Source organism: Jeotgalibacillus marinus (genome assembly GCF_040801915.1).
GTDB classification, from domain to species: domain Bacteria; phylum Bacillota; class Bacilli; order Bacillales; family Jeotgalibacillaceae; genus Jeotgalibacillus; species Jeotgalibacillus marinus.
Genome location: NZ_JBFMIA010000012.1, coordinates 1 through 23,454, shown reverse-complemented (window position 1 = coordinate 23,454; position 23,454 = coordinate 1). Strand labels below are relative to the sequence as shown.

The 23,454-nt window shown below is 38.4% G+C and carries 23 protein-coding genes, 3 pseudogenes and 1 riboswitch; of the genes and pseudogenes, 7 read left to right on the top strand and 19 right to left on the bottom strand.

Translation table 11 applies throughout. The features are described from left to right. Positions 1-67 precede the first annotated feature (67 nt). Positions 68-1,165, bottom strand: coding sequence for a tartrate dehydrogenase (locus AB1471_RS12395; RefSeq protein ID WP_367780081.1), 1,098 nt, complete (start codon positions 1,163-1,165; stop codon positions 68-70). A 334-nt stretch (positions 1,166-1,499) separates the two neighbouring features. Here AB1471_RS12395 and AB1471_RS12390 point away from each other — a divergent pair, with 334 nt between their 5' ends. After that, complete coding sequence (locus AB1471_RS12390; protein WP_367780080.1) at positions 1,500-3,140, top strand: SLC13 family permease; 1,641 nt, start codon at positions 1,500-1,502, stop codon at positions 3,138-3,140. A 66-nt stretch (positions 3,141-3,206) separates the two neighbouring features. On the opposite strand, the gene AB1471_RS12385 is transcribed toward AB1471_RS12390, so the two are convergent. After that, complete coding sequence (locus tag AB1471_RS12385; RefSeq protein WP_367780079.1) at positions 3,207-3,977, bottom strand: GntR family transcriptional regulator; 771 nt, start codon at positions 3,975-3,977, stop codon at positions 3,207-3,209. 464 nt (positions 3,978-4,441) lie between these two features. Between AB1471_RS12385 and AB1471_RS12380 the strand changes: the two genes are divergently transcribed. Both AB1471_RS12380 and AB1471_RS12375 read left to right on the top strand, forming a co-directional pair. Next, the gene (locus tag AB1471_RS12380) at positions 4,442-4,696 is read left to right on the top strand and encodes a hypothetical protein (protein ID WP_367780078.1); all 255 of its coding nucleotides are present in this window, start codon (positions 4,442-4,444) and stop codon (positions 4,694-4,696) included. Positions 4,697-4,805: 109 nt separating this feature from the next. Next, positions 4,806-5,123 (top strand): hypothetical protein, encoded by a 318-nt coding sequence (locus AB1471_RS12375; RefSeq protein WP_367780077.1) that lies wholly within the window; start codon positions 4,806-4,808, stop codon positions 5,121-5,123. Positions 5,124-5,343: 220 nt separating this feature from the next. Here the strand turns inward: AB1471_RS12375 and AB1471_RS12370 are convergent, their stop codons facing one another. The 13 genes and pseudogenes from AB1471_RS12370 to AB1471_RS12310 form a co-directional block, all read right to left on the bottom strand. Then, positions 5,344-5,475: a YqzL family protein gene (locus AB1471_RS12370; RefSeq protein ID WP_367780076.1), complete on the bottom strand. Its 132-nt coding sequence runs from the start codon at positions 5,473-5,475 to the stop codon at positions 5,344-5,346. 117 nt (positions 5,476-5,592) lie between these two features. Then, positions 5,593-5,817: a transcriptional regulator gene (locus tag AB1471_RS12365; RefSeq protein WP_367780075.1), complete on the bottom strand. Its 225-nt coding sequence runs from the start codon at positions 5,815-5,817 to the stop codon at positions 5,593-5,595. Positions 5,818-5,941: 124 nt separating this feature from the next. Beyond that, positions 5,942-6,025 (bottom strand): annotated as a pseudogene (locus AB1471_RS12360) (ABC transporter ATP-binding protein); the annotation flags it as partial. Positions 6,026-6,168: 143 nt separating this feature from the next. Further along, positions 6,169-6,612 (bottom strand): hypothetical protein, encoded by a 444-nt coding sequence (locus AB1471_RS12355; RefSeq protein ID WP_367780074.1) that lies wholly within the window; start codon positions 6,610-6,612, stop codon positions 6,169-6,171. A 302-nt stretch (positions 6,613-6,914) separates the two neighbouring features. Then, the gene (locus tag AB1471_RS12350) at positions 6,915-7,244 is read right to left on the bottom strand and encodes a hypothetical protein (protein ID WP_367780073.1); all 330 of its coding nucleotides are present in this window, start codon (positions 7,242-7,244) and stop codon (positions 6,915-6,917) included. A gap of 239 nt (positions 7,245-7,483) precedes the next feature. Then, on the bottom strand, positions 7,484-7,645 hold the full coding sequence (locus AB1471_RS12345; protein ID WP_367780072.1) for a hypothetical protein: 162 nt from the start codon (positions 7,643-7,645) through the stop codon (positions 7,484-7,486). Further along, complete coding sequence (locus AB1471_RS12340; RefSeq protein ID WP_367780071.1) at positions 7,633-7,824, bottom strand: hypothetical protein; 192 nt, start codon at positions 7,822-7,824, stop codon at positions 7,633-7,635. Before AB1471_RS12340 ends, AB1471_RS12345 begins: the two co-directional genes overlap by 13 nt. Continuing rightward, a complete protein-coding gene (locus tag AB1471_RS12335; protein WP_367780070.1) occupies positions 7,814-8,539 on the bottom strand; it encodes an ABC transporter ATP-binding protein in 726 nt (241 codons plus the stop codon). Before AB1471_RS12335 ends, AB1471_RS12340 begins: the two co-directional genes overlap by 11 nt. Further along, entirely contained in the window at positions 8,532-9,302 is a 771-nt protein-coding gene (locus AB1471_RS12330) for an ABC transporter permease (protein ID WP_367780069.1), read from the bottom strand. The genes AB1471_RS12335 and AB1471_RS12330 overlap by 8 nt, the downstream gene beginning before the upstream one ends. Further along, a complete protein-coding gene (locus AB1471_RS12325) occupies positions 9,299-9,592 on the bottom strand; it encodes a thiamine-binding protein (protein ID WP_367780068.1) in 294 nt (97 codons plus the stop codon). Before AB1471_RS12325 ends, AB1471_RS12330 begins: the two co-directional genes overlap by 4 nt. A 4-nt stretch (positions 9,593-9,596) precedes the next feature. After that, positions 9,597-10,598 carry an ABC transporter substrate-binding protein gene (locus AB1471_RS12320; RefSeq protein WP_367780067.1) on the bottom strand — a complete coding sequence of 334 codons (1,002 nt, stop codon included), beginning with the start codon at positions 10,596-10,598 and terminating at the stop codon, positions 9,597-9,599. Between the two features lie 184 nt (positions 10,599-10,782). After that, positions 10,783-10,892: riboswitch (TPP riboswitch) on the bottom strand. 497 nt (positions 10,893-11,389) lie between these two features. Continuing rightward, positions 11,390-12,157, bottom strand: coding sequence for a hypothetical protein (locus AB1471_RS12315; RefSeq protein ID WP_367780066.1), 768 nt, complete (start codon positions 12,155-12,157; stop codon positions 11,390-11,392). 316 nt (positions 12,158-12,473) lie between these two features. Further along, positions 12,474-13,484 carry a hypothetical protein gene (locus AB1471_RS12310; protein ID WP_367780065.1) on the bottom strand — a complete coding sequence of 337 codons (1,011 nt, stop codon included), beginning with the start codon at positions 13,482-13,484 and terminating at the stop codon, positions 12,474-12,476. Positions 13,485-13,944: 460 nt separating this feature from the next. Here AB1471_RS12310 and AB1471_RS12305 point away from each other — a divergent pair. Next, positions 13,945-14,311: pseudogene (locus AB1471_RS12305) on the top strand (DDE-type integrase/transposase/recombinase); the annotation flags it as partial. A gap of 128 nt (positions 14,312-14,439) precedes the next feature. Here the strand turns inward: AB1471_RS12305 and AB1471_RS12300 are convergent. Together AB1471_RS12300 and ku are read right to left on the bottom strand one after the other, a co-directional pair. After that, positions 14,440-15,033 carry a hypothetical protein gene (locus AB1471_RS12300; RefSeq protein WP_367780064.1) on the bottom strand — a complete coding sequence of 198 codons (594 nt, stop codon included), beginning with the start codon at positions 15,031-15,033 and terminating at the stop codon, positions 14,440-14,442. Between the two features lie 1,257 nt (positions 15,034-16,290). Continuing rightward, on the bottom strand, positions 16,291-17,130 hold the full coding sequence (gene ku / locus AB1471_RS12295; protein WP_367780063.1) for a non-homologous end joining protein Ku: 840 nt from the start codon (positions 17,128-17,130) through the stop codon (positions 16,291-16,293). A gap of 114 nt (positions 17,131-17,244) precedes the next feature. Between ku and AB1471_RS12290 the strand changes: the two genes are divergently transcribed. The 3 genes from AB1471_RS12290 to AB1471_RS12280 all read left to right on the top strand — a co-directional run bounded on the left by AB1471_RS12290 (position 17,245) and on the right by AB1471_RS12280 (position 20,477). Beyond that, positions 17,245-19,071, top strand: a complete 1,827-nt coding sequence (locus AB1471_RS12290) for a DNA ligase D (protein WP_367780062.1) — start codon at positions 17,245-17,247, stop codon at positions 19,069-19,071. Between the two features lie 1,051 nt (positions 19,072-20,122). Continuing rightward, positions 20,123-20,272, top strand: coding sequence for a hypothetical protein (locus tag AB1471_RS12285; RefSeq protein ID WP_367780061.1), 150 nt, complete (start codon positions 20,123-20,125; stop codon positions 20,270-20,272). An 82-nt stretch (positions 20,273-20,354) separates the two neighbouring features. Further along, a complete protein-coding gene (locus AB1471_RS12280) occupies positions 20,355-20,477 on the top strand; it encodes a hypothetical protein (protein ID WP_367780060.1) in 123 nt (40 codons plus the stop codon). Positions 20,478-20,555: 78 nt separating this feature from the next. Here AB1471_RS12280 and AB1471_RS12275 read toward each other — a convergent pair. Then, positions 20,556-21,205, bottom strand: a pseudogene (locus AB1471_RS12275) (IS6 family transposase). 115 nt (positions 21,206-21,320) lie between these two features. Continuing rightward, positions 21,321-23,454: phosphatidylinositol-specific phospholipase C domain-containing protein (locus tag AB1471_RS12270; protein WP_367780059.1), on the bottom strand; the 2,134-nt coding region annotated here is incomplete at its 5' end.

Genomic DNA, 23,454 nt, shown 5'->3' with positions numbered 1-23,454 from the left:
AGCGTTGATCGCCTGTGAGACCTTTTGTGTTTTTGTTGAAGGATTATTTCGATTACAGTATCTTAACCTACACTTCCTCTTTAACCATCGATAGATTTTCGATAATAGCGTCTGTGATTTCAACCGTATTGTGCGTTCCACCTATATCACGAGTTAGAAACCCTTTACGTGTCGTTTCTTCAATCGCTTTGTTCAAGAGCTTCGCTTCTTCCTTTAGTCCTAGATGGTCTAACATTAATGCTGCACTTCCAATTGTACCGATCGGATTGGCGATCCCTTCCCCAGCAATGTCTGGAGCAGACCCATGTACAGATTCAAACATACTTGGCGTACACCCTTCTGGATTAAGATTAGCGCTTGCCGCTATCCCTAAACTTCCAGCGAGGGCACTTCCTAAGTCAGATAAAATATCTGCAAACAAGTTTGAAGCAACCACTACTTCTAATTCTTCAGGGTGCAATACGAATTGTGCAGCCATGGCATCGACAAGCTGTTGATCTGTTTCAACATCAGGGTACTCCTTACTTACACGGGCGAATACCTCATCCCACAACACCATTCCATACTGCTGCGCATTACTCTTTGTCACACTTGTTACTTTCTTTCTTTTACGTGTCCGGGCAAGATCAAATGCATAACGGATGATCCTTTCACACCCCTGTTCCGTAAATAAGGCTGATTGAACCGCCACTTCGTTTCCATTCCCACGACCTGAAAAATTCCGACCGCCTACTCCAGAGTATTCACCTTCTGAATTTTCCCGAACGAGTATCCAATTTAACGTTTCTACATCAGGATGATTAAGCCTTCTTGGAACTCCTGGCAAGAATTCAACTGGGCGAATATTTGCCCATTGATCCAATCCCTGACAAATAGCTAAGCGCAATCCCCATAAACTCACATGATCTGGTACACCAGGAAATCCAACTGCACCAAAATAAATCGCATCGTAATCTTTTAACTTTTCGACTCCATCTTCATCCATCATTTTACCATTTTCTAAATAATACTCGCAGCCCCACGGAAAGAAATCGCTTTCAAAGGAAAACTGACCATTTGATTCGTTTGCTAAGTGATCGAGGACCCGTAACCCTTCTCGAACGACTTCTTTCCCAATCCCATCACCCGGAATAACAGCTATACGAAACTTTTTTTCTGCACTCACTAAAATCCCCCCAAAAAAGTTTAATCAAATTTAGATTATTTTAACTATTTACAACTTGAATGTTAAATCAACGTATACGTTATTGTCAAGTTGTTATATATACTAGCATTTTAATTTCAGTAAAACACACACAACACTACACACTAACCTCCTATTCAACTTATACAAACAACAATCACCTGTTAAATAGTCAAAATATTTCATATATTTATATTGACATTAATGTATTCATTACTATACCATTCAACTAAGAATTTACGAATTTCGTTAATAAAGGAGGGTGTTTTTTGAAAGCGGTAACATTTGAATTCTTTAACAAACTGGGAGGTTGATTATGACAAGCGCAAAAGCATTCTGGTCATACATGTGGACGTTGAATGATCAAGTGAAAGGAATAATGATCGCCTTATTCAGCAGTCTTAATCTAAAGCCAACAGGGTCCGAGGGTACTGCCTCACCACTTGAAGATCGATCGGCAAATAGCAAGAACGAACAACAACAAAAGAAACCACCTAATTATACAAAATCACAATTAGTTGGTTTAATCGTCGGGCCTGCACTATTCATTTTAATAAAATTATTTGTTTCTCCAGCTGACATGTCAAATGATGCGGTGACCGTTCTTGCTTCGGTATCTTGGGTTGCTACATGGTGGGTGACGGAAGCAGTCCCTATTCCAATCACATCACTACTTCCAATCTTACTGTTTCCTCTTACAGGTGTGATGGAAACAGGAGCAGTATCTGCTTCTTACGGCGATCCATTAATTTTTCTTTTTGTAGGAAGCTTTATGATCGCGTTAACCATGGAGAAATGGAATCTTCACAAACGTATCGCACTTTCTATCATCGCTTTTATTGGAACGAATCCGAGCATGATTATTCTTGGATTTATGATTTCCACCGCATTTTTATCGATGTGGATTTCAAATACTGCTACAACCATGATGATGGTCCCTATTTGCTTAGCAGTAACAAAACATGTAGCGGATTCTCTGAAAAACAATACAGTCATTGACACCACCCCAGGGAACTTCCCCTTTGGAACTTCTTTAATGCTCGGGACTGCCTATTCAGCTACTATAGGAGGATTCGGTTCACTGGTTGGTGCGCCAGCCAATATAATTTTAGCTGCCACAGTAACTAATTTATATGGTGTAGAAATATCCTTTGCACGCTGGATGCTTTTCGGTTTACCTATGGTTATTATTCTTATCCCCCTTGTCTGGCTTTATCTTGTTAAAATCGCTTTTCCGATGAAAGTAAAGGATATACCTGGAGGACGCAGCATTGTTAAAAGAGATCTTGAGAACCTCGGTAAGATGAGTTTTGAAGAAAAAGTAGTATTAACCGTATTTTCACTCACAGGATTAGCATGGATCACACGTGGTTTTCTACTTAACAATTTTATTCCTACGCTCGATGACACACTTATTGCATTAATTGGCGGGTTCATTCTCTTTTTAATCCCTGCCAAAAATAAAAAAGGGACGATTTTAGACTGGGATACAGTTCTTAAACTTCCATGGGGAATTTTATGGCTCTTTGGTGGGGGGTTGGCTCTGGCTGCGGGTATTATGAACTCTGGTCTCGATGAATGGATCGGTGGACAACTAATTAACTTCAACAGTGTTCCAATCTTCCTTATCATTGTATTAATCGTTAGTCTCATTTCTATACTCACTGAGTTCACTTCCAATACAGCCACTTCCACAATGGTGTATCCAATTGTAGCTGCCGCTGCCGTATCATTGGGTACTGATCCGATCGTTCTAATGGTAGCTGCTTGCATGGGAGCGACATTTGCATTTATGTTTCCAGTTGCCGCACCACCAAACGCCATTGTATTTGGAACAGGTTATGTAAAAATGGGTAAAATGGCGCAAACGGGCGTATGGCTAAATTTGTTATCCATCCTCTTTACTACCATTATTGTTTACTACTTTGTTCCCCTCGTCTTTGGTGGGTTACTATAACCCAATTACTTACTGCACATTTATAAAGGCAGTTTCCTTTATTGATTATAGGAAACTGCCTTTTTCTTATTTATCTGCGCGCTTCATTTCATCTATTTTATCTAGAGCGTCCAAAATTTCCTTTTGAGCCCGTCTCCGATGTGACTGCATGACCATACGAGCAGCTTTACCGTCTTTTGCTCTCATACATGAAACCATTGCTTTATGTTCTACAATAGAACGATGAGGAATTGGACGATGTTTGATCGTAAATAATCGAGCTCTATAAGATTGATCTGAATAACTATCAATCACTGCATGAAGACGTTTACTTTTTGCGTATTCAATAATTGAAGAATGAAATAAATCGTCTAGAATGGACCACCCTTTTAGATTCCTTTTTTCAAGTTCTTCCTCCTGATTCTTAATGATTGACTCAAGTTTATCAAGTTCTGTGTCGCCTACCCGCATAGTAGCCAGCTCGATCGCAAGCCCATCCAACGTTTCGACAACTTCATAAATTTCCTTAAGATCCACCTTTTCAATCGGCTCTACAATAAAACCTCGTCTTGGAACCAGTCGAACAACACCTTCCGTTTCTAATCGTACGAGCGCTTCTCTTACAGGAGTTCGACTCATTTGGAGCACTTCACTCATCTCACGTTCTAATATTGCCTTTCCAGGAGGCAGCATTAAATCTCGAATAGCCAGTCTAATAATATGGTAAGCACGTTGAGGTAAACGATACTCACCCATTCCCTCTAAACGATCAATAAATCGCTGGAATTCTTGTACCCTATCATTTGATATAAGTGAATTCTCTTTTTCTACATCAGTCATTATATTTTTATTTTTCATCTAGCCTGCTCCAACCTTCAGTTATTGTCAAAACTACATTTAAGAAATCTCCGAAATTCGTTGATGTAACAGCTTTGAGCGACCAAAAACTAGTCACCTCTACGTGTAAAGTTACGACACACCCATTGACCTACAAAAAGGGTAAGCTATGTCTTCATTATTAACTTATTCGCTTACAATAATCAACCATCAACACCAATTTTAACTAAGGATACACCTTCGAAAATAGAAAAAAAGGAACACGTAAAATTGTTACAAATCAACAAAGTGTGACTTAAGTCACATCACCCAAAAACATAATTTAGTACATTGAAACAGTAATAGGAAAAAGTCTTACCGCTTAATCGTAACGAATGGCACGGCGAAAATGACGCTAACGGGTCTTTTTTAACTTCATCAACATATCGGGGTCTTCTCTCATAAGGTGGATAGTCAGCAAAAATAAAAAAACGAGGTGAAAAACGATGACCCTTCAAGAAGAAAAAGTCTGTTGTGCATGTAAAGGAGTGGGCTTTGCCCTTTGTTGGTTGGCACTATCAAACGCCATTATTATCGCCACAGCATTGTTGGTATTAGGTTTCGGAGAAATATGCGATCTCGTGGTTGTCATCCCTGCGATTATCGTCCTTATTATCGGGATTATTTTTGCGATAATTACCGTCTTTCTTATTGCGAAATTTGTACGCAAGTGTTTGAAAGATGAAAAGCATCACTGCTGAAAACACCGTTCGGAAAGGTAGAGAGGTGAGGGATTAAAAAACGTCCAAATGTTCAGTGACGGGTATTATACTCACGTTTGTTGGGGTACTCTTCATAGGTGTCGTCATCGTGGTAGGGGTCCTTGTCTTTAACGGAAAAACACTCATGGTGCCTGATGAATTTCCTACGATTTCAGATGCAGTTACGGAAGCCAATCCAGCAGATATCATATTAGTAAAAGCAAAAGGAAATGGTGATCCTTATACAGAAGAAGTCACCATTAGTAAAGAGAATATCAAGCTGATTGGGATCGGGAAAGTGACACCTGTAATAGATGGAGGTATTATCGGAAGTATCGGTATAACTATTATGGATACTTCTGGCGTATTGGTGAAGAATTTTATTGTTCAAAACTTTGATGATGTGGGTTTACATATACTATATTGACCGTCATCACTTAACCACTCTTACTTCAATTGGTAGGTGGATAGGTGGACTGGTGGACTGTCTTTTATACTTTATTTCCCATAAATAAAAACCCCTAGGCGAGAGATTATCTTCCTGGGGGTCATCTTGATCCGAACGGATGGAGTAACCGTACGTATCATGACAGTTGATATTAGTTTAGCACAATAATACAGAATATTCAATCAAAAGTTAAAAGCGATTATACGAAAAAATCCGCTGTTTCTTTGTTTTCGGTTATATGCACAACTTCTTGTTCTTCTATTTCTTTTAACAGAAGATACAATTCAACATTCCCAGTCTGACTAAACACTTCCCAAGTAATATCAAGCATTTGCCTCACACCTTTCATGTTATTCCATAAATGCACACACAACTTTTCTACTTTAACGTTCAACCAATAAGACTGAATATGACTCGAAACCTGTCCAACCCTTTATCCCATCGAAAGTCACATGTTCCAAAAATCACTCATTTTAGCGTTGTGATCTACTTTTCTAACAGTCTTTAAAATCTTCTTCATTACATCTTGGCGTGGAATATAATCTCTTTCGTTACAAGCCTTCCCCAATGTTTTTCTAGTAACACCTGATTCCTTTGAAAATTCAACTACGGTAATACTTCTCTTATCTAAAAAAAAACCAAATTTACTCCTCGGTTTTCCTAATACAAACATCTTTACCTTCCCTCCTTTTTTCACCTATCATTGACCAAGATGCGAAAAAAAATACCCAAAAAGAGAAATTATGTACTCATATTATATAAGTAGCGCCCCACACAAAATCCTACCCGTGAAGAGCAATCTCCAGACGTGCGAATTCATCAAGAGCTGAGAATGGTTCATCTAAACAACTGAGTGATTGTGGGCCCAGCAGACTCCGGATGATTCATAAGGATACGAGTGTTCCTACTCAAATATAATCTGCAAAGCTTTGTATACCCTCCATTCGATATATACAATACCTATATTGATTTCGATAACATCCTTTGTTATAACCAGGTCACATACAGACTCAACAATAGAGTTTTATACATCTTCCAAACGCTCCTGCTCTTCCTCACCTTGAATTTTATCAAGTAAAAATTCAAGAAAAACAAAAATGGTGACAAAACATATAGCAATGAAACTAGTTCCCACGACAGTAGCCTCTAATCTAACAGAATAGATATTAAAAACATTCATATAAACAATGAACACTAAAAAGTACAAAATCCACTCTTTTACATTAGTAGGTCCCAAATCTAATAACTTTTTCACTTTTATCCTATCTATCGTTATTAATACCTCAATTAATGCAAGTACAAATAGATTTAAAACAGTAAGTCCCATAAAAAATAAAACATTATCCCAGAAATTCGAATAATATTGAAAATTAACAAATGAAAAATTTGATAATAAATACACAACTCCAAAACATATACCAATAGAAATAGATATAAAAAACAATAAAACTACTATGATCGTTAACATAACAGCGACTGTCATTCCAATTTTTTTGCAATTCTATCATTATTTTTATTTGACAGAGGTAAAACTCCTTTCGTTTTTAACTGTATTGGGCAAGTAGAAAATACATGAAAAATGGCAGTATCATTGCTAAACACATGATTCCATTTTGACAAACTATATATCGGTCGTGATTAATGAGCGCTTAGACTGGCACTGGTACGAACTGCAATAAATAAAAGACAAAAATGTAAATTCTAAAGACTATCATTTGCAGATTGTCAAAAACGCCTTGCCGTGATCCATGGGGACCCAGCAAGGCGTTTTTAATTACCTTCATCTTCTTCAGATACAACTTCCTCTATAGGTGTCTTCATTTCCAGAATTTCAACCGTTTCATCATCAAACCCAACCGCTACACCTTCTACAGATATAGCTTCCACTATAGGTGTATCCATTTCCAGAATTTCAACCGCTCCAACCTCAAACCCAACCGCTACTTCTCCCACCTCTACTAAGCGATCATAATTTACACCCACCAAATAGTGGGCCGATTTGTTATTTGATGACTGTCCATTCGTTGGTGGATCTATTAGAATAAAAACAGTCAATGCAAACAAAGCCCACACACTAAATGCCGCTACTAGTTTTTTCATAGAGTCACCTCTCGTGTAATATTTTGATCCTTCATCCTTCTGTAGAGAATCCGCTCACTAATACCCGTGATAGAAGCCACCTCTTTCACTGTTCGCTCCTATAGGTATAATCAATCGCATGTTTGACTTTATGTTGTTCGCTGAATATTTGACTGGTCTGCCTTTGTATACCCCGTTCTTCTTTGCTATTGCGATCCCCTCAAGTTGTTTTTTTCGGTTCACGTCATATTCAAATTCGACTATCCTCCAAGCATCGTGACCATAAGCTTTCCCATCGGTGTTGTCGTGTCCAATACTCCTTCTTGAACCTCTCGTTCACCAATCATATCATTATTTATGACGTATGAAAATGGCAGTTCCTGTTCATTTACTGTCATTAACATGTACCTTAGTGGCAACAATAAAAAAACCACCAAATCGAAATGATTGAGTGGTAGCCAAACAACTGCTTGAGCTGACTGCCCCCATACGCAACCGATTTCCCACGCTTTTCTGCTACTTGAGAAGACATGGCACGAATCATTCCTATTTGCTTCCCATTGGCTAGTTTTGGAGCAGTCAGGTGATTGCTATAGTTCATTATAGATTTTCTTTTTCCATTGCAAGAACTCTTCACTCAACACAATGGACTCCTGCCTCGGTCTTGGAAAAGGAACAATAAACTCTTTTTTGACCTTTGCTGGTTTACCAGATAAGACGATGATACGGTCGGATAGATAGAGGGCTTCTTCAATATTATGTGTGACCAGTAAGATGGAGCGCTTGTATTCTTCCCAAATGGAAAGCAGCCAATTTTGCATCTCCAGCCGCGTAAATTCATCAAGGGCTGAGAACGGTTCATCTAAACAAATGAGTGATTGTGGGCTCAACAAACTCCGGATAAAAGCCACTCTCTGTTTCATCCCGCCGGATAATTCATAAGGATACGAGTGTTCATATCCTTTCAAACCTGCTTTTTCAATCATTCGCAAGGCTTCTGGTTCGTTTTTTTGGCCAACAATCTCTCCTCCAAGCAGAATATTGCTAAGGACTGTCCGCCATGGCAATAATGATGAAGATTGGGGCGTATAACTGATTGATCCCCTTTGTCCATTGATTCGTTCTCCATCCATCCAAATATCTCCCGAGTCTGGGGTATAGAGGCCGCCAATTAAATGAAACAAGGTACTCTTCCCACTTCCAGAAGGACCTAATATCGAAACAAATTCTCCTTCATTGACATGAAAAGATAGCTCTTCCAGCACCTTATTCTCCTCAAAAGATTTCGTTATCTTTTTCACACTGAGCTTATTCATGATTACTTCCCTCTCCCTTAGGCTTCCATTTCACGATTTTCTTCTCCAATGAAGAAATAATAGCAAAGAATGATAAGCTTAAAATCATAATTAGGAAAATCGCAACAAAGACACGATCTGTCCGAAATGAAGAAGAGGCAAGAGTCATATAAACCCCAATCCCTTCTTGAGCTCCCAGCCATTCAGAAATAACCGCACCCATTACGCTATATGTAGCAGCTATTTTCAGGCCTGAAAAAATCGAAGGTAACGCATATGGCCACTCTACCTTCCAAAAAATTTGTTTGTTTGATGCACCAGCCATTTTCATATAATGCATAAGCTCAGCACTCGTTTGCCGGAATCCATCCAATGCGGCAATCGTAATTGGGAAAAAACAAACTAACGTGATGATAATGATTTTTGGTAGGATTCCAAAACCAAACCATATGACTAACAACGGGGCCAAAACAATGATAGGAATGTTTTGCGACAAAATAATAACCGGATAAAATGCCTCTCTCATCGTTGGTAAGCGATGCAAACTAACAGCTACGATTAGACCGACAGCACTACCAATCAATAACCCGAGTAAGGATAGCTTGATCGTTGAAATGAAATGATGACTGTAATTTCCCCACCCTGCTATTGCCTCTGCCCATATTTCCGATGGTGCAGGAAGAAGCCACTTCGGTATTTCAAATACCCAGCTGGATAACTGCCAAATAGAAACGAAGAGGATGAGGACCAATAATGGTCTCCATCCTCTATGTAGAACCTTCATGAACGATATTTCTCTGTCAATTTATCCATCGAGGCACCGCTCGGCTGATAAAGGATTTTCACTTGGGAAATAACATATTCACAGCCGGCTTCCGTCATACGTTGGTTCATCTTCTCAATAACGGAGAAAATTTCTGTCAAATTCCCCTCCATCGTTGTTTCAAGTGGATGGACCTCATATCGTATTCCTGACTCATGAATGATAGCAATCGCTTCATCTACATATGGAATGGAATCTTCTCCATTTTTTGTTTTCGGTATAATTTGAATACTAACTAAAGAGTTACTCATCTATTCATTCTCCTTTTGGTAAAAATTCATTTGTGAAGGCTTTTTCCGCTTCCAGATCGCCTTCCAATAAACCATTTTCATTCATCCATTGTGCATAGTTTTCCCAAATCGTTTGATCTTGTATTCCCCATTGTGATGCATCATCTTGATACTTTGGCGACAACCATTGTTGACTTGCTTTAACCAATTCTGAGTCTAAATCTGGAACAGCCTCTATTAAAACATCCGCCGCTTCTTCTGGATGATCCATGGTATATTCATACCCTTTCGAAGTTGCTGCTACAAATGCACGAACGATATCGGGATTTTCTGCAATCAACTCCTCATTCGTCGTCAGAACAGGTGTATAGTAATCTAACTGATCTGAGTAATCCGTAAGATACTGCATATTCAATTCTTCCCCGCGAAGTTCCGCTTCAATTCCTGTCCATGCGTAATAGATCCATGTAAAGTCGACATCCCTTTTGACAGCTGTAAAAAAGTCTGCTTCACCTATATTCACAATATCCACTTTTTCTGCATCTGCACCCTCTTGCTTCATTAAAGAGGAAATCACTGCTTCTTCTATAGGATCTCCCCATCCTCCATACGTTTTACCTTCGTAATCTTGTGGTGAGGTAATCTCCTTATCTACAGGCGACGCAAAGCCAGATGTATTATGTTGAATCACCGCTGCGATCGAAACAATCGGTATATCTTGGACACGCGCTTGCGTTAAGGTTTCCTGAGCACTAACCCCAAATTCCGCCTGACCTGAAGCCACAAGCTGATCGGCACCTGCTTCACCTGGCAGTATGATCTCGACATCAAGTCCCTCTTCTGCAAAATATCCTTGATCTTGAGCTACATATAAACCCGTATGATTCGTATTCGGCGTCCAATCCAATACCACTGTGACTTCCTTTAAATTCTCTTCACCGTCATTTTGTTCAGAGCTATTATCGTCACTATTCCCACAAGCCGCTAGCAACAGAACAACCACTAGAAATCCTATCCATTTTTTCATTATCTTCTTCTCTCCCTCTACCAAATCTGTTAAAAGCATTGAACGATGGAACTAAAATGAGGGACATATCATATCAATAAGAAAAGCGCAAAACACCGCTAAAAAGGTATGCATACTAATCCCTTAAACATACGACAAAAAAGCACCATAGGCCGTTTACCTAGGGTGCATATCAACATAAATAAGAATGTTTAAATATGTTCCCTACGCTGGTTTTAACCAGATCAGGTTCCAAGGGTGTGTATCTTCAGGATACGGTCTCAACCAGCAACACTGGTCCCCCCACATGTTTCAGTTATGAAGTTCGTTCAAATGCTTTATCAGTGTTTAACTTTGCCACAGATCTGCATATGTTTCAAGGGATAAGTAGAAAAATAGAAGTGAGAGTTCATTTTTTCCTTCTTAACCACCATTATAACTGGTGATAGATCCCCTCATGAAGGCAAGGCAAGGGAAAAACGGGAGGTAAAAGGAATTCTTCTACATAGTGATAAAGGTGCCCAATCAGTTACTAAAGAAGCACCAGAAGAAAGCAGATAGTCCCAAAAGAAGAACTGTTGGGACAATGCATCTGGAAAATCCCTTTAGTCATTTTCCGTAAGGCTGAGGAGGTTATGTATGCCGTTCGCCGATACAACCATTTTTATATTCACCAAGATTCAAAAAGAAAAACAACCTGAGCCCTTATACATATAGAACTCAGGTTGCTTAAAATATGCTTTTTTAATCTGTCTACTGGACAGGGGTCACTTCAAAAAAGGTGGTGTCTTTCTTTTTATTCGTATAACTTATTATTCTACTTCTCTTGCTGTTACGCTGATTTCTGTGAGGTAGAACGTTGTTTTTCCGCCGAAAAATGAATGCGTACCAACCGTTAACCAAAGATTAGCGTTTTGATCTGTTGTAATAACGAAAGGCTCATTTTCATTGTTTACATTTTTCAATTCATACGTTTCAAAACCTAAACTTGTAGGCTTTGCCATATCACCAAGCATGATTGCATCTGTTCCGGAAACCAATCCCATACCAAGATCCATATTGATCGCGTAGAATGATCCACGTGGACCATCAATCATTCTTGTTACCTCGCTTTTTGGTTTGAACGTTGTCACTCCCGCTTTAATCGCTTGATCATCAGCAGGGCTTCCATAAAGACCACGGGAATCTTTTGGAGCGTTCGTGGCGATATTCACATCAAATTCAACATTGTATGTTGTGTTTGGTTTTAAATCTAAATCTGCATCCACTTTTTTTGTCGTGTATAAAAAGTTTTGAACACCAAAGTTGTTACTACCCATCAAAAGACCTTTATTACCTTCTATTTCTTCTGGAAGATCGGACAAATAATGTTGATGTTCAATCATATGTGGTTCACCCGCAAATTTAAGATAGTCAGAAATACCCGGTAAAAAGTTATGATCCTGTTCATCAAACGAATATGAAACAGTATTTTCTTGATTTATCGTTGCTTCATGATCTTCTTTTTCTGAAGCCATTGCATGTGCTCCACCCATTAACATAGTCACTGCTAAACCGGATGTAATGATTTTCTTAAACATAAGATCTCCCCTTTATATAATGATCGTTTAGAAATCAAACCATTTTATCGTCTTCCAATTTTCCTAAGTTATAAAATAAATGACCGTTCCATCTTCGTGACGAAACGCTATATAGGAATCTCCCGGAATGAAATAGACCAAGTGATTAACGATTTCAATATATAGAGGAAAGAATACCTATAACAAAGACCGACCACCAAAAGATAAGTCGGTCTTTACTATGTACGTTATGAGTATTCGATCAGACGCAGTGTATAATGTCCTTTATAATTCCTATTGGAATCATCAAGGGTTTTAAAGTTTACATGAAAGTACGCTAGTTTACATTCTGCCAAATTATATTTCCATTGTCCAAATGTCCTAAATCGGTATAAAGTAAACCATTTCGTGTGTATAAATTAACTATTACCCCATCATCCATTACAGCCAAGTCAAGACTTGTGCTATAAAACGAATGTATATTATCTGTATTATCCCAATCTATTTGATTTCCAACGCCCAAACTACCTATAGAATATTTCATAGCAGGAAGAAGAGGACCAATAGGCACAGGCAAGCGTGCTTCTGACGAAGCCATTGCTAGAATTTCACCATTATTCAATTGAACAACAGAGGCATTGTCACCATCTATAAACTTTTTATTGTCTGACCAAGCTAATGTGCCTCTGACTGCATCCAATGAGCCTACACTATAATATGTTGAATTATCATCTATATCTTCACTCAAAATTAACATAGCGTGATCATCTAACGCTGTTACAGAAGGGTTTATGTTATCAGATTCAAATTCACGTTTTTGATCCCAAAATATTCTATCTGAATCTACGTCACCTACTGTGTAATCGATTCCGAAATTTCCAGCGTTGTGAAATTCTACAAACCACCCACTTTCTAAATAGGCACCTGTAGGTTTAACTCGTACTTCTGAATTATATTCAACATCTTTAACACTCCAAGTAATTTCTGATGGTTCCTTATAATCTCCTAAAGCATAATAGGTTGATCTATCAGAAACATCTTCATAAACCATTATTATACTGTCTCCATTAGTAGATATCTCGGGTGAATTTCCTGGACCGAAATTTTTTCCAGTGCCCCATATGATATCATTCTCAGCGTATTTTCCAATTTGAATAAACAAAGTGTTATTATCAGAATAAGAATGAATTATGGTCTCTTCATCAAGAACAGCTATGGAGGCTTCAGTACCTATTGCAATTGCGATACCTACATCATCATAAGAAGCGTGAGATGTAACAGGTGAAACAAATGGAACTGCGAGTAATAAAACTAATAACATCTTTGTAAATATAGAAAAACGATTCATCTTTAAAACATCCTTTCAAATTTGATATACCACCAGAGGTGGCTGATTTAAAGTGGAACGGCATGAGTTCGGCTACCCAACCGAATGGTGATCATCTTTCTCCGTCATTTGCTCTTGCAACCTCTCAATCAATTCATCCACTGATTCTTTCGAGTCAATCACTTCCACTCGATACCCATTTCTTCAAATTTCTTTTTTCGCTTTACCTGCAAAGTGCGTAATTCTTTACCTGAGATTCATAACCTATATAGGCAATACTAATGTCATATTCTTCTGTTTCCGAAGTACCAAGTCATAATTCATATGGCGTATTATCTCCAAACACACCTTGTTGTCAGCGCTTTCATTTTTAAGAGGGTCAGAAGATCCTTCTTTATCTACTTCGGCGCTTGCACCCGAACATCAACACATCACCTAACTTACTGCTGTAAAACATAGACGAATGACACTGTTCTTAATAAAATCCGTACGCAGGCTTATGAAAGCATTGGGATTGAAATCTCTTGTTCGCATGAAGAAATATCGCTCGTATAAAGAAAAGTGGGCAAGATTGCTCCGAACATTTTACAACGTGACTTCCATGCCACGAAGCCAAATCAAAAATGGGTGACAGATGTGATCGAATTCCACCTCTTTGGTGAAATACCCTATTTGTCCCCTGTACTGGATCTATTCAACGGTGAAATTATTTCATACAATATCGAATCCAGACCTGTTACCCCCTGATGCTCGACAAAGCAGTGAAATGCTTACAAGAGGGAGACGAGGTCACCCTCCATTCCGACCAGGGCTGGCATTATCAAATGAAAAAGTATTCATACGGATTAAGTCAAAATTAAAAGGCAGGACCCCGGTAGAATACCGGACTTCATGCCTTACCCGCTGCCTAATAATAAAGTGTCTAACTTTTTGGGTTCACTTCATAGTATTCAGTGGGATTTTTATTACTTTAATTTTAATGTCTCACTAATTCAAAATCTAAATACAGAGTACCACTTGAACCTTGTACATCTATATCAGCGGAATATCTCTCATCATGATTTAGACTAAATACATGCTGTTCTAATATTACTTGCATTGGATGCCCACGTAAAGGGTCTTCCATCGGGTTCTTAACTTGATATCCTGCAGCACCACGAGTATAGCCAGGATGTAACACAACCGATGGCGGATTTTCTATATCAATAAATATAACTCCTGCACCTTTTGTATCATTTACTGCTTTCAGTTCCCAAGTCATAGAGCGAATAACTTCACCATGATCACTCAAAGTAATTTCATAAGTTTTTACTACATCGTTTTCCATTTCGATCGGCTCAAGGGATAGTGTACCAATCACTTCACCATACTCACCATAAATTTGTTTTTCTTGAGAACCGTCAATTGTCGTGTCAAATGAAGAAGAAAGATTTGTGAACTCTACAATTGGATCTGTTTCGTCTGTTGGTACCATTGCACTTGCAGTTGAACTAAATACTAGACCACCCATTAATGCGAATGTTGAACATAGACCTACAATACTATTTCTTTTCATAGTGATTCCCATCATCAATTCCCCCTCATTTTTTATGCTTTTTCATAGTATTCGCACAGTATTTCATTTTTCCTGGTAGGCTACCACTCACCTCGAAATTTAACTAGGGTTGAATTTCGACATGAATATATAGACTATTCGCTTCCGCTTCTGCATGCAACTTAGTCAGCGATAGAGCTATACCCTCCAATTAATCCGATAGATTCATAACCTATATGGCAATACTAATGCCATACTCTTCTTTCCAAAGTACCAAGTCATCAATTCGTATGGCGTGTTATCTCCAAACACACCTTTGGATATCAGCGCTTTCATTATTAGGGAGGTCAGAAAGATCCCTCTTATGTACTTCGGCGCTTGCTTGCTACTGAACATCAATACACTACCTAACATTACTTAACTTACTGCTGTAGAACATGACTAATGACACTGTTCTTTTTCATAATAAAATCCATCTAGTTTTTTGTAGTATCCCCCACTTCCTTTCACCAGTGATATTACTTCTCTAGTATCTTCCCTCTCGCATCACCCCTTCTAATTATTCTAAATTGATTATAATTTATATTTTAGAATTGTGCAACTATTGTAAATATATTTTATTTTATGACAATTTTTTTAATTTATAATTATAGACCAAAAGAATGAGATCACTAGTCAAATCTGTAACGAGAAACCCTCAATAAACGTGGTGTTGTCGAACTTTGTAGTTAGATAACCAGATTTTAAAGCGAAGTTCTGATTGATAGTACTTTCTATTATTTTACAAAATACATATATTAACAATAGTTGGTTAAGTGAAGTTTTATAGGGTTCCGAACCTTAAAAAATCGCCATAAGTGAATAAAGAAATCCTCTCCTGAAATAATAAAAGTTTATTTACGATTATCAAAAAAATCCACTAAGAAATCATTTCTCAGTGGACTCTTCAACGTTTCCATGTTAAGCATTCTCTTTGTATTTAAAGACCTGTAGAATCAGATCACTAGTCGAATCTGTAACGAAAAAACCTCAATAAACGTCGTGTTGTCAAACATTGCAGTTAGATAACCAGATTTTAAAAGTGAAAATTTAGATTGATAGTAATTTCATCATTTTATAAAATACATATTTTAACAATAATTGGTTAAGTGAAGTTTTATAGGGTTTCGAACCTTAAAGAAATGGCCTTGAATGAATTAAAAAAATCCTTCTGAAATAATAAAAGCTTATTTACGATTATCAAAAAAAACCACTAAGAAATAATCTCTCAGTGGTCTCTTCTACGCTTCCATGTTAAGCATTCTTCTTCACTTTCGCTGTCGTGGCACGTTTTCGTGGGGTTGTTTTTTTCTTTTTGGTTTTATCGACTGAGGCTTGGAGTGCAGCCATTAGGTCGGTTACGTTTGAGGCGGTGGTTGGTTGTTTTTTCTCGCTTGCTGTGACCGTTTCCTTGCCTGATTTTTTCTCCTCGATTAGTTCCATAAGGGCTGTACGGTAGTCATCTGTGTATTTTTCAGGATCAAATGTCGTTGTTAATTGATCAACGAGTAACAGCGCTGTATCCAGTTCTTTTTGGACCACTTGTTGGTCTTCAGGAATATTCGGAACATCCTTTGAGCTTCGAACTTCATCTGGGAAATGGATGGTCTCCATGACTAACGTCTCGTTGTATACTCGCACAACTGCCAGCTGTTCTTTTGAACGTATAATGATTTTAGCGACACCAATTTTCCCGGACTCCATAAGTGCTTTTTTCAACAGAGAGTATGCTTTTCCTCCCCCGCTATCTGGGGCCATGAAGTAGCTCTTTTCAAAATAGATGGGGTCGATCTCTTCCAGTTTGACAAAATCGATAATTTCAACTGATTTGTCTTCATTTTCTTTTTTCAACTTTTCCAGGTCTTCATTATCTAACACAACAAATTTGTTTTTTGAATACTCATATGCTTTAACGATGTCTTCGGTTTGAACTTCTTTTTCACAGTTAGAACAAACTTTTCGATAGTTAATGGGTGTATGGCATTCTTTGTGTAGCTGCCGTAATTGAATGTCCTTATTTTCTGTCGCCGTATGAAGCTTGATTGGAATGTTCACAAGTCCAAAGCTAATGCTTCCTTTCCAAACTGTATGCACATACTTCACCTACTCACTTTTTTTCTTAGAATGCAATCTTTTGATCATATTTATGTATGAGGAGCAAAAGATCATCAAAACCTATTGGCAAAACAGCAGAAAGTAGGGTACCAATTGAAGCCAATGCTTTTAACAGCTACAACCGACATTCCCATAGGAAAAGAGTGGCTTTACGAAGCAAAATATGATGGTTTTCGTTGTTTATTGACATGGGAGAACCGGACACCCCAGTTAATGAGTAGAAACGGCAAATCACTGAATAACATGTTCCCTGAAATCATTGACTTCTGCGATGAATGGTATGAGCAAATCCAACCTTTTTTACCGCTTACGTTTGATGGAGAATTGGTTTATTTAATCAATCATTTTCAAAGTGACTTTTCCACCGTGCAAGTGAGAGGACGTATGAGCAATGCCAATGCCATCAAAAAACATGTCAACGACTTCCCCTGCCATTATGTCGTTTTTGATCTGCTGACGCTAAAAGGAGAAAAGCTCACTGATCTTTCCATGTCAAAACGGAAGGAAAAACTGCAAAAGCTTTTTAAAGCCGTTTCTTTCTCTTTGTCTATTAACGATGAAGACAGGAAAAGGATACAGTCCATTGATGTGTATGAAAATAGCGATGACTTATGGAAGAACGTTGTCGTAAGTTACGGAGAAGGCATCGTCGCCAAGAAAAAATCAAGTACGTGGAAAAGCGATAAGCGTACGGTCGATTGGTTGAAAATTAAAAACTGGAGATATATTAGTGTATTCCTAACTACCTGGGATAAAAAGAATGGGTATTTCCATGGGGCCATCTATAAAGGGACAACTTCTGTTGAAATTGTTCATTTTCGTCATGGTCTTGAAAAAGTCGAGGAAAAAACGCTAATTGAGCTTTTTCAATCCAATGGGAAAAAAGATTCGCAAACGACCTGGGAATTGGACCCATCTGTGTGCGTAGACATTGCCTGCATTGCTTTTGATAGGAAGCATTTGAGAGAACCAAGATTTCATGCATTTAACTTTGACAAGGAGCCTGCAGATTGTACCTGGAAAAACATGCAACGGCAGCTTTTTCCTCTCCCAGAAAAGGTTGAGATCACACATCCTGATAAACCAATTTGGCCAACAGTGTCAATTGAAAAAGATGATTATTTGCTTTATTTACAACTGATCGCTCCTTATCTCCTTCCTTTCTTACGGCAACGACTTCTTACAGTCATCCGTTATCCGCATGGGGCGATGGATGACCGATTTTACCAAAAGAATTGTCCTGATTATGCACCAGATTTCGTTTTAACAAATCAGGTTGATGATATTAAGTACATTGTTTGTAATGACATAGAAACGTTGTTATGGCTAGGGAACCAGCTTGCACTAGAGTTTCATATCCCGTTTCAAACAACAGACACTACCTATCCTACTGAAATTGTATTTGACCTCGATCCGCCTTCTGTCGATCAGTTTTCCTTAGCGATCGAGGCAGCGACGAGGATGAAAACAATCTTTGATCAACTCCACCTTGAATCGTTCGTGAAAACCTCTGGTGGAAAAGGGCTACAAGTGTATATTCCATTACCCACCAACACCTTTTCCTATGAAGAAACAAGGATTTTCACATCATTTGTCTGCCGTTTCCTATGTGAACAGGAACCTCAATGGTTCACAACCGAGCGACTAAAAAAGAATCGCCACAACAAATTGTACCTAGACTACATCCAGCATGACATGGGGAAAACCATTATCGCACCTTATTCACCGAGGGGAAACGAGCAAGCTTTAATCGCTACCCCCTTAAACTGGAGCGAAGTAAATGATTCACTGAAGCCCGACCTGTTTTCAATGCCGGCTGTTTTAGAACGAATCAAAAACCAAGGCAATCCATTTCGCGACTTTCGGAAAAACGTAGACAAACAAAAATTTGCAGACATCCTTGCTCAACTAAAAGAATGAAGGACCCAAACCTACACAAACTAATGAAATAAGCAGATGATTTCTTAAGGGGACATTTATATGAGACCACACCGCTCGATAACGCAACAGGTAGAACATCAGCAAAAAGAGGGAAAAGGGCATAAATTAAATTAAATTAAATTGGCAGACCCTCTCCTTAAATGGGATCCGTTCTATCGTTGGTGCTGGTTTCTTCCTCGGTTCTGGGCTAGCTATTCAAAATCAGGACCCGCTGTCCTTTTGCTTTATTTGTATTCAGGAGTGACAGCTTTTCTTGTATTTAGTGCTTTAGCTGAAATGACCGCTAATGATCCTCAGCCAGGTTCCTTTCGAACATATTCTAAAATACCATTTGGACCATCCATGGCGAATACATAGAGGTAAGAGCGCCAAGTACATTAGCATACAGGGGCGCTCTTTGTTTTGTTATACCAGTTATTTTTTATCATGATGCTCCCTCCCTAATCCCTCATTTCACCACCGGTAATATCTAATTCACACACGATTATCTATACTTTCTGTTATGGCGCTTTCTACGCTGTTCTTTGCTCTCCTTGTCCTCAACTTCGCCCCCTCTGAAAACAATATATAATCTTTTACTTATGAGAATCAGAGACACCAGTGCCGTGATTAAAATCGTATATAAAATGTCTGGTTGAATGATACCCACTAGCACGATATAGAAAGCAATTATGGTTAGATCAAAACGATCATAAGGCTTGATGAATTTTTTCATAGTGGTCCCTTTCCTGTTCGGTTTTATTAATCCCCTATTATTGTATCAGCTTGTGGTTTGTGACTGGATGGATGGGACGTCAGGAATCCTTATTATCTCGACTGAAATAATCGCATTATCTACATTTACACAATTCTGGTTTCCTCATATGCCCCTTTAGATATTTCTGTCATTTATGCATCGTTAGAGTTAGAGATTATTCTATTTTGAGCGAGTAATTTTGGAACAATCGAGTCGTTTTTTGCATCCATTAAACTTTCAACCTTAATCATTTTTATTCTTTTTGCGGTTCTTCTAATCACAGGTGTTATCCCCATGCATATTTCTGAAAATGGGGAGCAGGCATCAATTACACCGTTCTTTACGAAGAATATCACAGCTCTATGGTCTTCAATTGTTTATGTTATGTTTTCGTTCGGCGGGATAGCGGTTATGGGGATTGTAGCAAATGATACTTTTCCCTGACATCTTGAGAGATATAACGGATTTTTTGCTCCTGGATTTGCCATAAGTAACTGTCAAACGTCCTTTCGTCACGTAGCGATGGATGGATGGATGGTATTCCCTTGACGTAGAAGTACAATTAAAGCTTGAACTGCCAGCCTATGATGATTTTGATCCTGGATTAGACAAATGGATTTATGAAGGTTCTGGTGCAAAAACATTTTGATAGAGACATAGAGCTACTGTTTCAGTTCTATTTGACCAGTTATGATGCGATTCCAAACAACGTATGTATGAATTCAACTTAATTTTGGACAGACTTCACCTGTGGTCAAAGTTGCCCTTTTTTCATCATATGCATGGCTTCTACGCCACTTAGTATAGAAGTAGCTGTTTCAAACGATTTGAATCCCAACATCGGACGAATACGTTTCTTAATGAAACGATGATCTTGTTCTACGATATTATTGAGATATTTTACTTGCCTTATGCGGATGTCTTTAGACATCCTTTTCTCTTTTTTAACTCCTGAATAGCTACAGATTTTTGTTACCGTGATCACGCGAGGGACACGATTATGAGAAGCAGCCAAGGCTTTCTTGAAAAAGCACTTGGCTGCTGTTTTATCTCTCGATTCACTTAAATAAAAATCAATCGTATTCCCTTCTGAATCTACTGCACGATAGAGAACCATCCATTGACCTTTTACTTTCACATACGTTTCATCCACTCGCCAAGAATCATTGGTTGTTTTCAGATGACGTCGTACTCGTTCATCTAATTCAGGACCCTATTGATGGACCCAACGCATAATGGTGGTGTGTGCAATCATAAACCTTCCATCATTTCCACTAAATCACGAAAACTTAGATTGTACCGCAGGTACCATCTTACCGTTAATAAAATCATTTCGGGCTGATCGTGCTTCCACTTAAATTGATTTTCCATACCGATCACACACCCTTTTTAGAATAATCGTATCAGTATGTCCAATATTTAAAGAGTATTTACGGTTATTTTAATTTTTTGCACCAGAACCAATATAACTTCATTTTGGGCAGACGCTACCTTAGTTCTGTTCTTCTATGAAATAGTTACTATTAATGATACGTTCTACTAGATCTGTATTATCAAAGAAATCTATCATAACAATGTTCGTTCTTGAATCTAACCAACTTGAACCTAACCAACTTATCACTATTGGATTAGCGCGGTAAGCATAATCTTCTAGGGTATAATCCCTAATTCCTTGCAATATATACTGAGTAACTGAGGGATTATATATTCCTTGCGACACGAAAAGTTTGTCTTTGTTGCCACCTTCTTTGGCTTTTTCAAGATTACTCGATAATTTTTCTCTAAGAACTTCTGAGTCTGTTGTTTTCGGCCATGGAGAATATAAGTTACTATTTCCATTTAATATTGTTTTACCATCTTGATACTTCGTAATATCAACAGAATCGTTTATTTCTCTTTCGTGATTATCTTTACCAAATAGAACAACAACATTTTTATTTTTACCCCATAGGTTTTCCAAAGTATCATTTTTCAATTCATCTTGTGAGATCAATTGATCACCATCTGTACGACCTGATGATGAAAAAATCGTTTTAATTTCGTTAACAAGATAATCATACTTATCCGGGGTCATTTCATGAAAATGTTGAAAGTCAAGTATTATAATTTCTTTTGGATTTTGATCTATAAACGATTTAACATTGTTTAGAATAGTTTCCAGTTCTTCTCCATATAGCTGATGCATAGTTTTAAGAGTACCTTTGTCTTCGTCCTCTTGTGTATGGGGACCTACACGTAAATCAAAATAACGAATACCCGCATCCAATTGTTGCTCAACAGATAAATGTTGTGTCTTTCCAAAATCAGCAGTTATCTCTCTAGCAATAAGACCTAGAGGACTTTCTAGTATATTATATAGGTTCGACGGAGCATCTGGAGATGTTTTAGAGCGGTGAGTAATTGTACTTGATCCTGAATCATGTGTTCCTGGTAATAGAACCTCATTTAACCTTAGTTGTCCAAATAGGTGACTTTGATTACCCATTTCCTCCATCCAATTTATAGGACTTATTGTATTTGGAGGAAGGTAATATATGTCACCATCTTCGTATTCCATTAAAGTGGACCAAAGACGCTTAATGCCACCACTTTCATGAACCTCTACAATATCTCCATCACGTACGGCGACAGAAGGATTCCATCCATTATCATAGTTAATACTGCCTTCCCATTCGATTTTCCCATTTCTGTATTTCCCTATGTTGTACCAAAGCCTATCTGCATGTTCACTCGAATGAACCTCTAGCACCTTTCCATCTTCAAGGACGGCGACAGAAGGGTTCCAGCCTTTATCATACTTAATACTGCCTTCCCATTCGATTTTCCCATCTCTGTATTTCCCTATGTTGTACCAAAGGTCATCATTCCAATCACTCTGGTGAACCTCTAGCACATCTCCATTGGCAAGGACGGTGACAGAAGGGGCCCTCCCTCTATCATATTTAATACTGCCTTCCCATTCGATTTTCCCATTTTTGTATTTCCCTATGTTGTACCAAAGGTCATTATTCCAATTACTCCGATGAACCTCTAGCACATCTCCATTGGCAAGGACGGTGACAGAAGGGGCCTTTCCTGTATCATATTTAATACTTGGGCCTCCCCATTCGATTTTCCCATTTTCGTACTTCCCTATGGTGTACCAAAGAGTATCACTCCCCTCACCCCGATGAACCTCTAGCACATCTCCATTGGCAAGGGTGGTAACAGAAGGGCTTCGTCCTTTATCATATTCATTCCCTGTACTATACCAATACATTTTCCCGTCTTTGAATCTCCCTAAATTGTAAAAAAGAGTATGACTCCATTCACTTTTATGAACCTCTAACACATCCCCATTGTCAAGGATGGTGACAGAAGGATCTACTCCTGTATCATATTGAATGGGGGAAGTTGTTGTTGGTTTTTCCCTATCCGGCTCCCCCCAAAAGACCCGTTTTTCTTCCTCATCATAGATTCCCAATACATATCGAATCTCATCGCTATCATGATCTTCATGAACGTTTAGCAGCCGACCATTGTTCAGTTGGACCACATCGTTATTTTTCCCGTCAAACTGGTGATACGTATCCGTTGTCCATTCAACCTCTTGACCGTTTGAAGACACTTCCCCCATTCGGTTCCAT

Coding starts and splice junctions, on each gene's coding strand:
- AB1471_RS12355 (WP_367780074.1), bottom strand. CDS start 6,612: ATGTTAACGATCATAGTAGTTTTATTGTTTTTTATATCTATTTCTATT.
- AB1471_RS12385 (WP_367780079.1), bottom strand. CDS start 3,977: ATGAAAAATAAAAATATAATGACTGATGTAGAAAAAGAGAATTCACTT.
- AB1471_RS12390 (WP_367780080.1), top strand. CDS start 1,500: ATGACAAGCGCAAAAGCATTCTGGTCATACATGTGGACGTTGAATGAT.
- AB1471_RS12365 (WP_367780075.1), bottom strand. CDS start 5,817: ATGTTTGTATTAGGAAAACCGAGGAGTAAATTTGGTTTTTTTTTAGAT.
- AB1471_RS12300 (WP_367780064.1), bottom strand. CDS start 15,033: ATGATGGGAATCACTATGAAAAGAAATAGTATTGTAGGTCTATGTTCA.
- AB1471_RS12315 (WP_367780066.1), bottom strand. CDS start 12,157: ATGTTTAAGAAAATCATTACATCCGGTTTAGCAGTGACTATGTTAATG.
- AB1471_RS12330 (WP_367780069.1), bottom strand. CDS start 9,302: ATGAAGGTTCTACATAGAGGATGGAGACCATTATTGGTCCTCATCCTC.
- AB1471_RS12310 (WP_367780065.1), bottom strand. CDS start 13,484: ATGAATCGTTTTTCTATATTTACAAAGATGTTATTAGTTTTATTACTC.
- AB1471_RS12285 (WP_367780061.1), top strand. CDS start 20,123: ATGCATATTTCTGAAAATGGGGAGCAGGCATCAATTACACCGTTCTTT.
- AB1471_RS12280 (WP_367780060.1), top strand. CDS start 20,355: ATGGATGGATGGTATTCCCTTGACGTAGAAGTACAATTAAAGCTTGAA.
- AB1471_RS12350 (WP_367780073.1), bottom strand. CDS start 7,244: ATGAAAAAACTAGTAGCGGCATTTAGTGTGTGGGCTTTGTTTGCATTG.
- AB1471_RS12380 (WP_367780078.1), top strand. CDS start 4,442: ATGACCCTTCAAGAAGAAAAAGTCTGTTGTGCATGTAAAGGAGTGGGC.
- AB1471_RS12340 (WP_367780071.1), bottom strand. CDS start 7,824: ATGAACTATAGCAATCACCTGACTGCTCCAAAACTAGCCAATGGGAAG.
- AB1471_RS12320 (WP_367780067.1), bottom strand. CDS start 10,598: ATGAAAAAATGGATAGGATTTCTAGTGGTTGTTCTGTTGCTAGCGGCT.
- AB1471_RS12325 (WP_367780068.1), bottom strand. CDS start 9,592: ATGAGTAACTCTTTAGTTAGTATTCAAATTATACCGAAAACAAAAAAT.
- AB1471_RS12370 (WP_367780076.1), bottom strand. CDS start 5,475: ATGCTTGATATTACTTGGGAAGTGTTTAGTCAGACTGGGAATGTTGAA.
- AB1471_RS12335 (WP_367780070.1), bottom strand. CDS start 8,539: ATGAATAAGCTCAGTGTGAAAAAGATAACGAAATCTTTTGAGGAGAAT.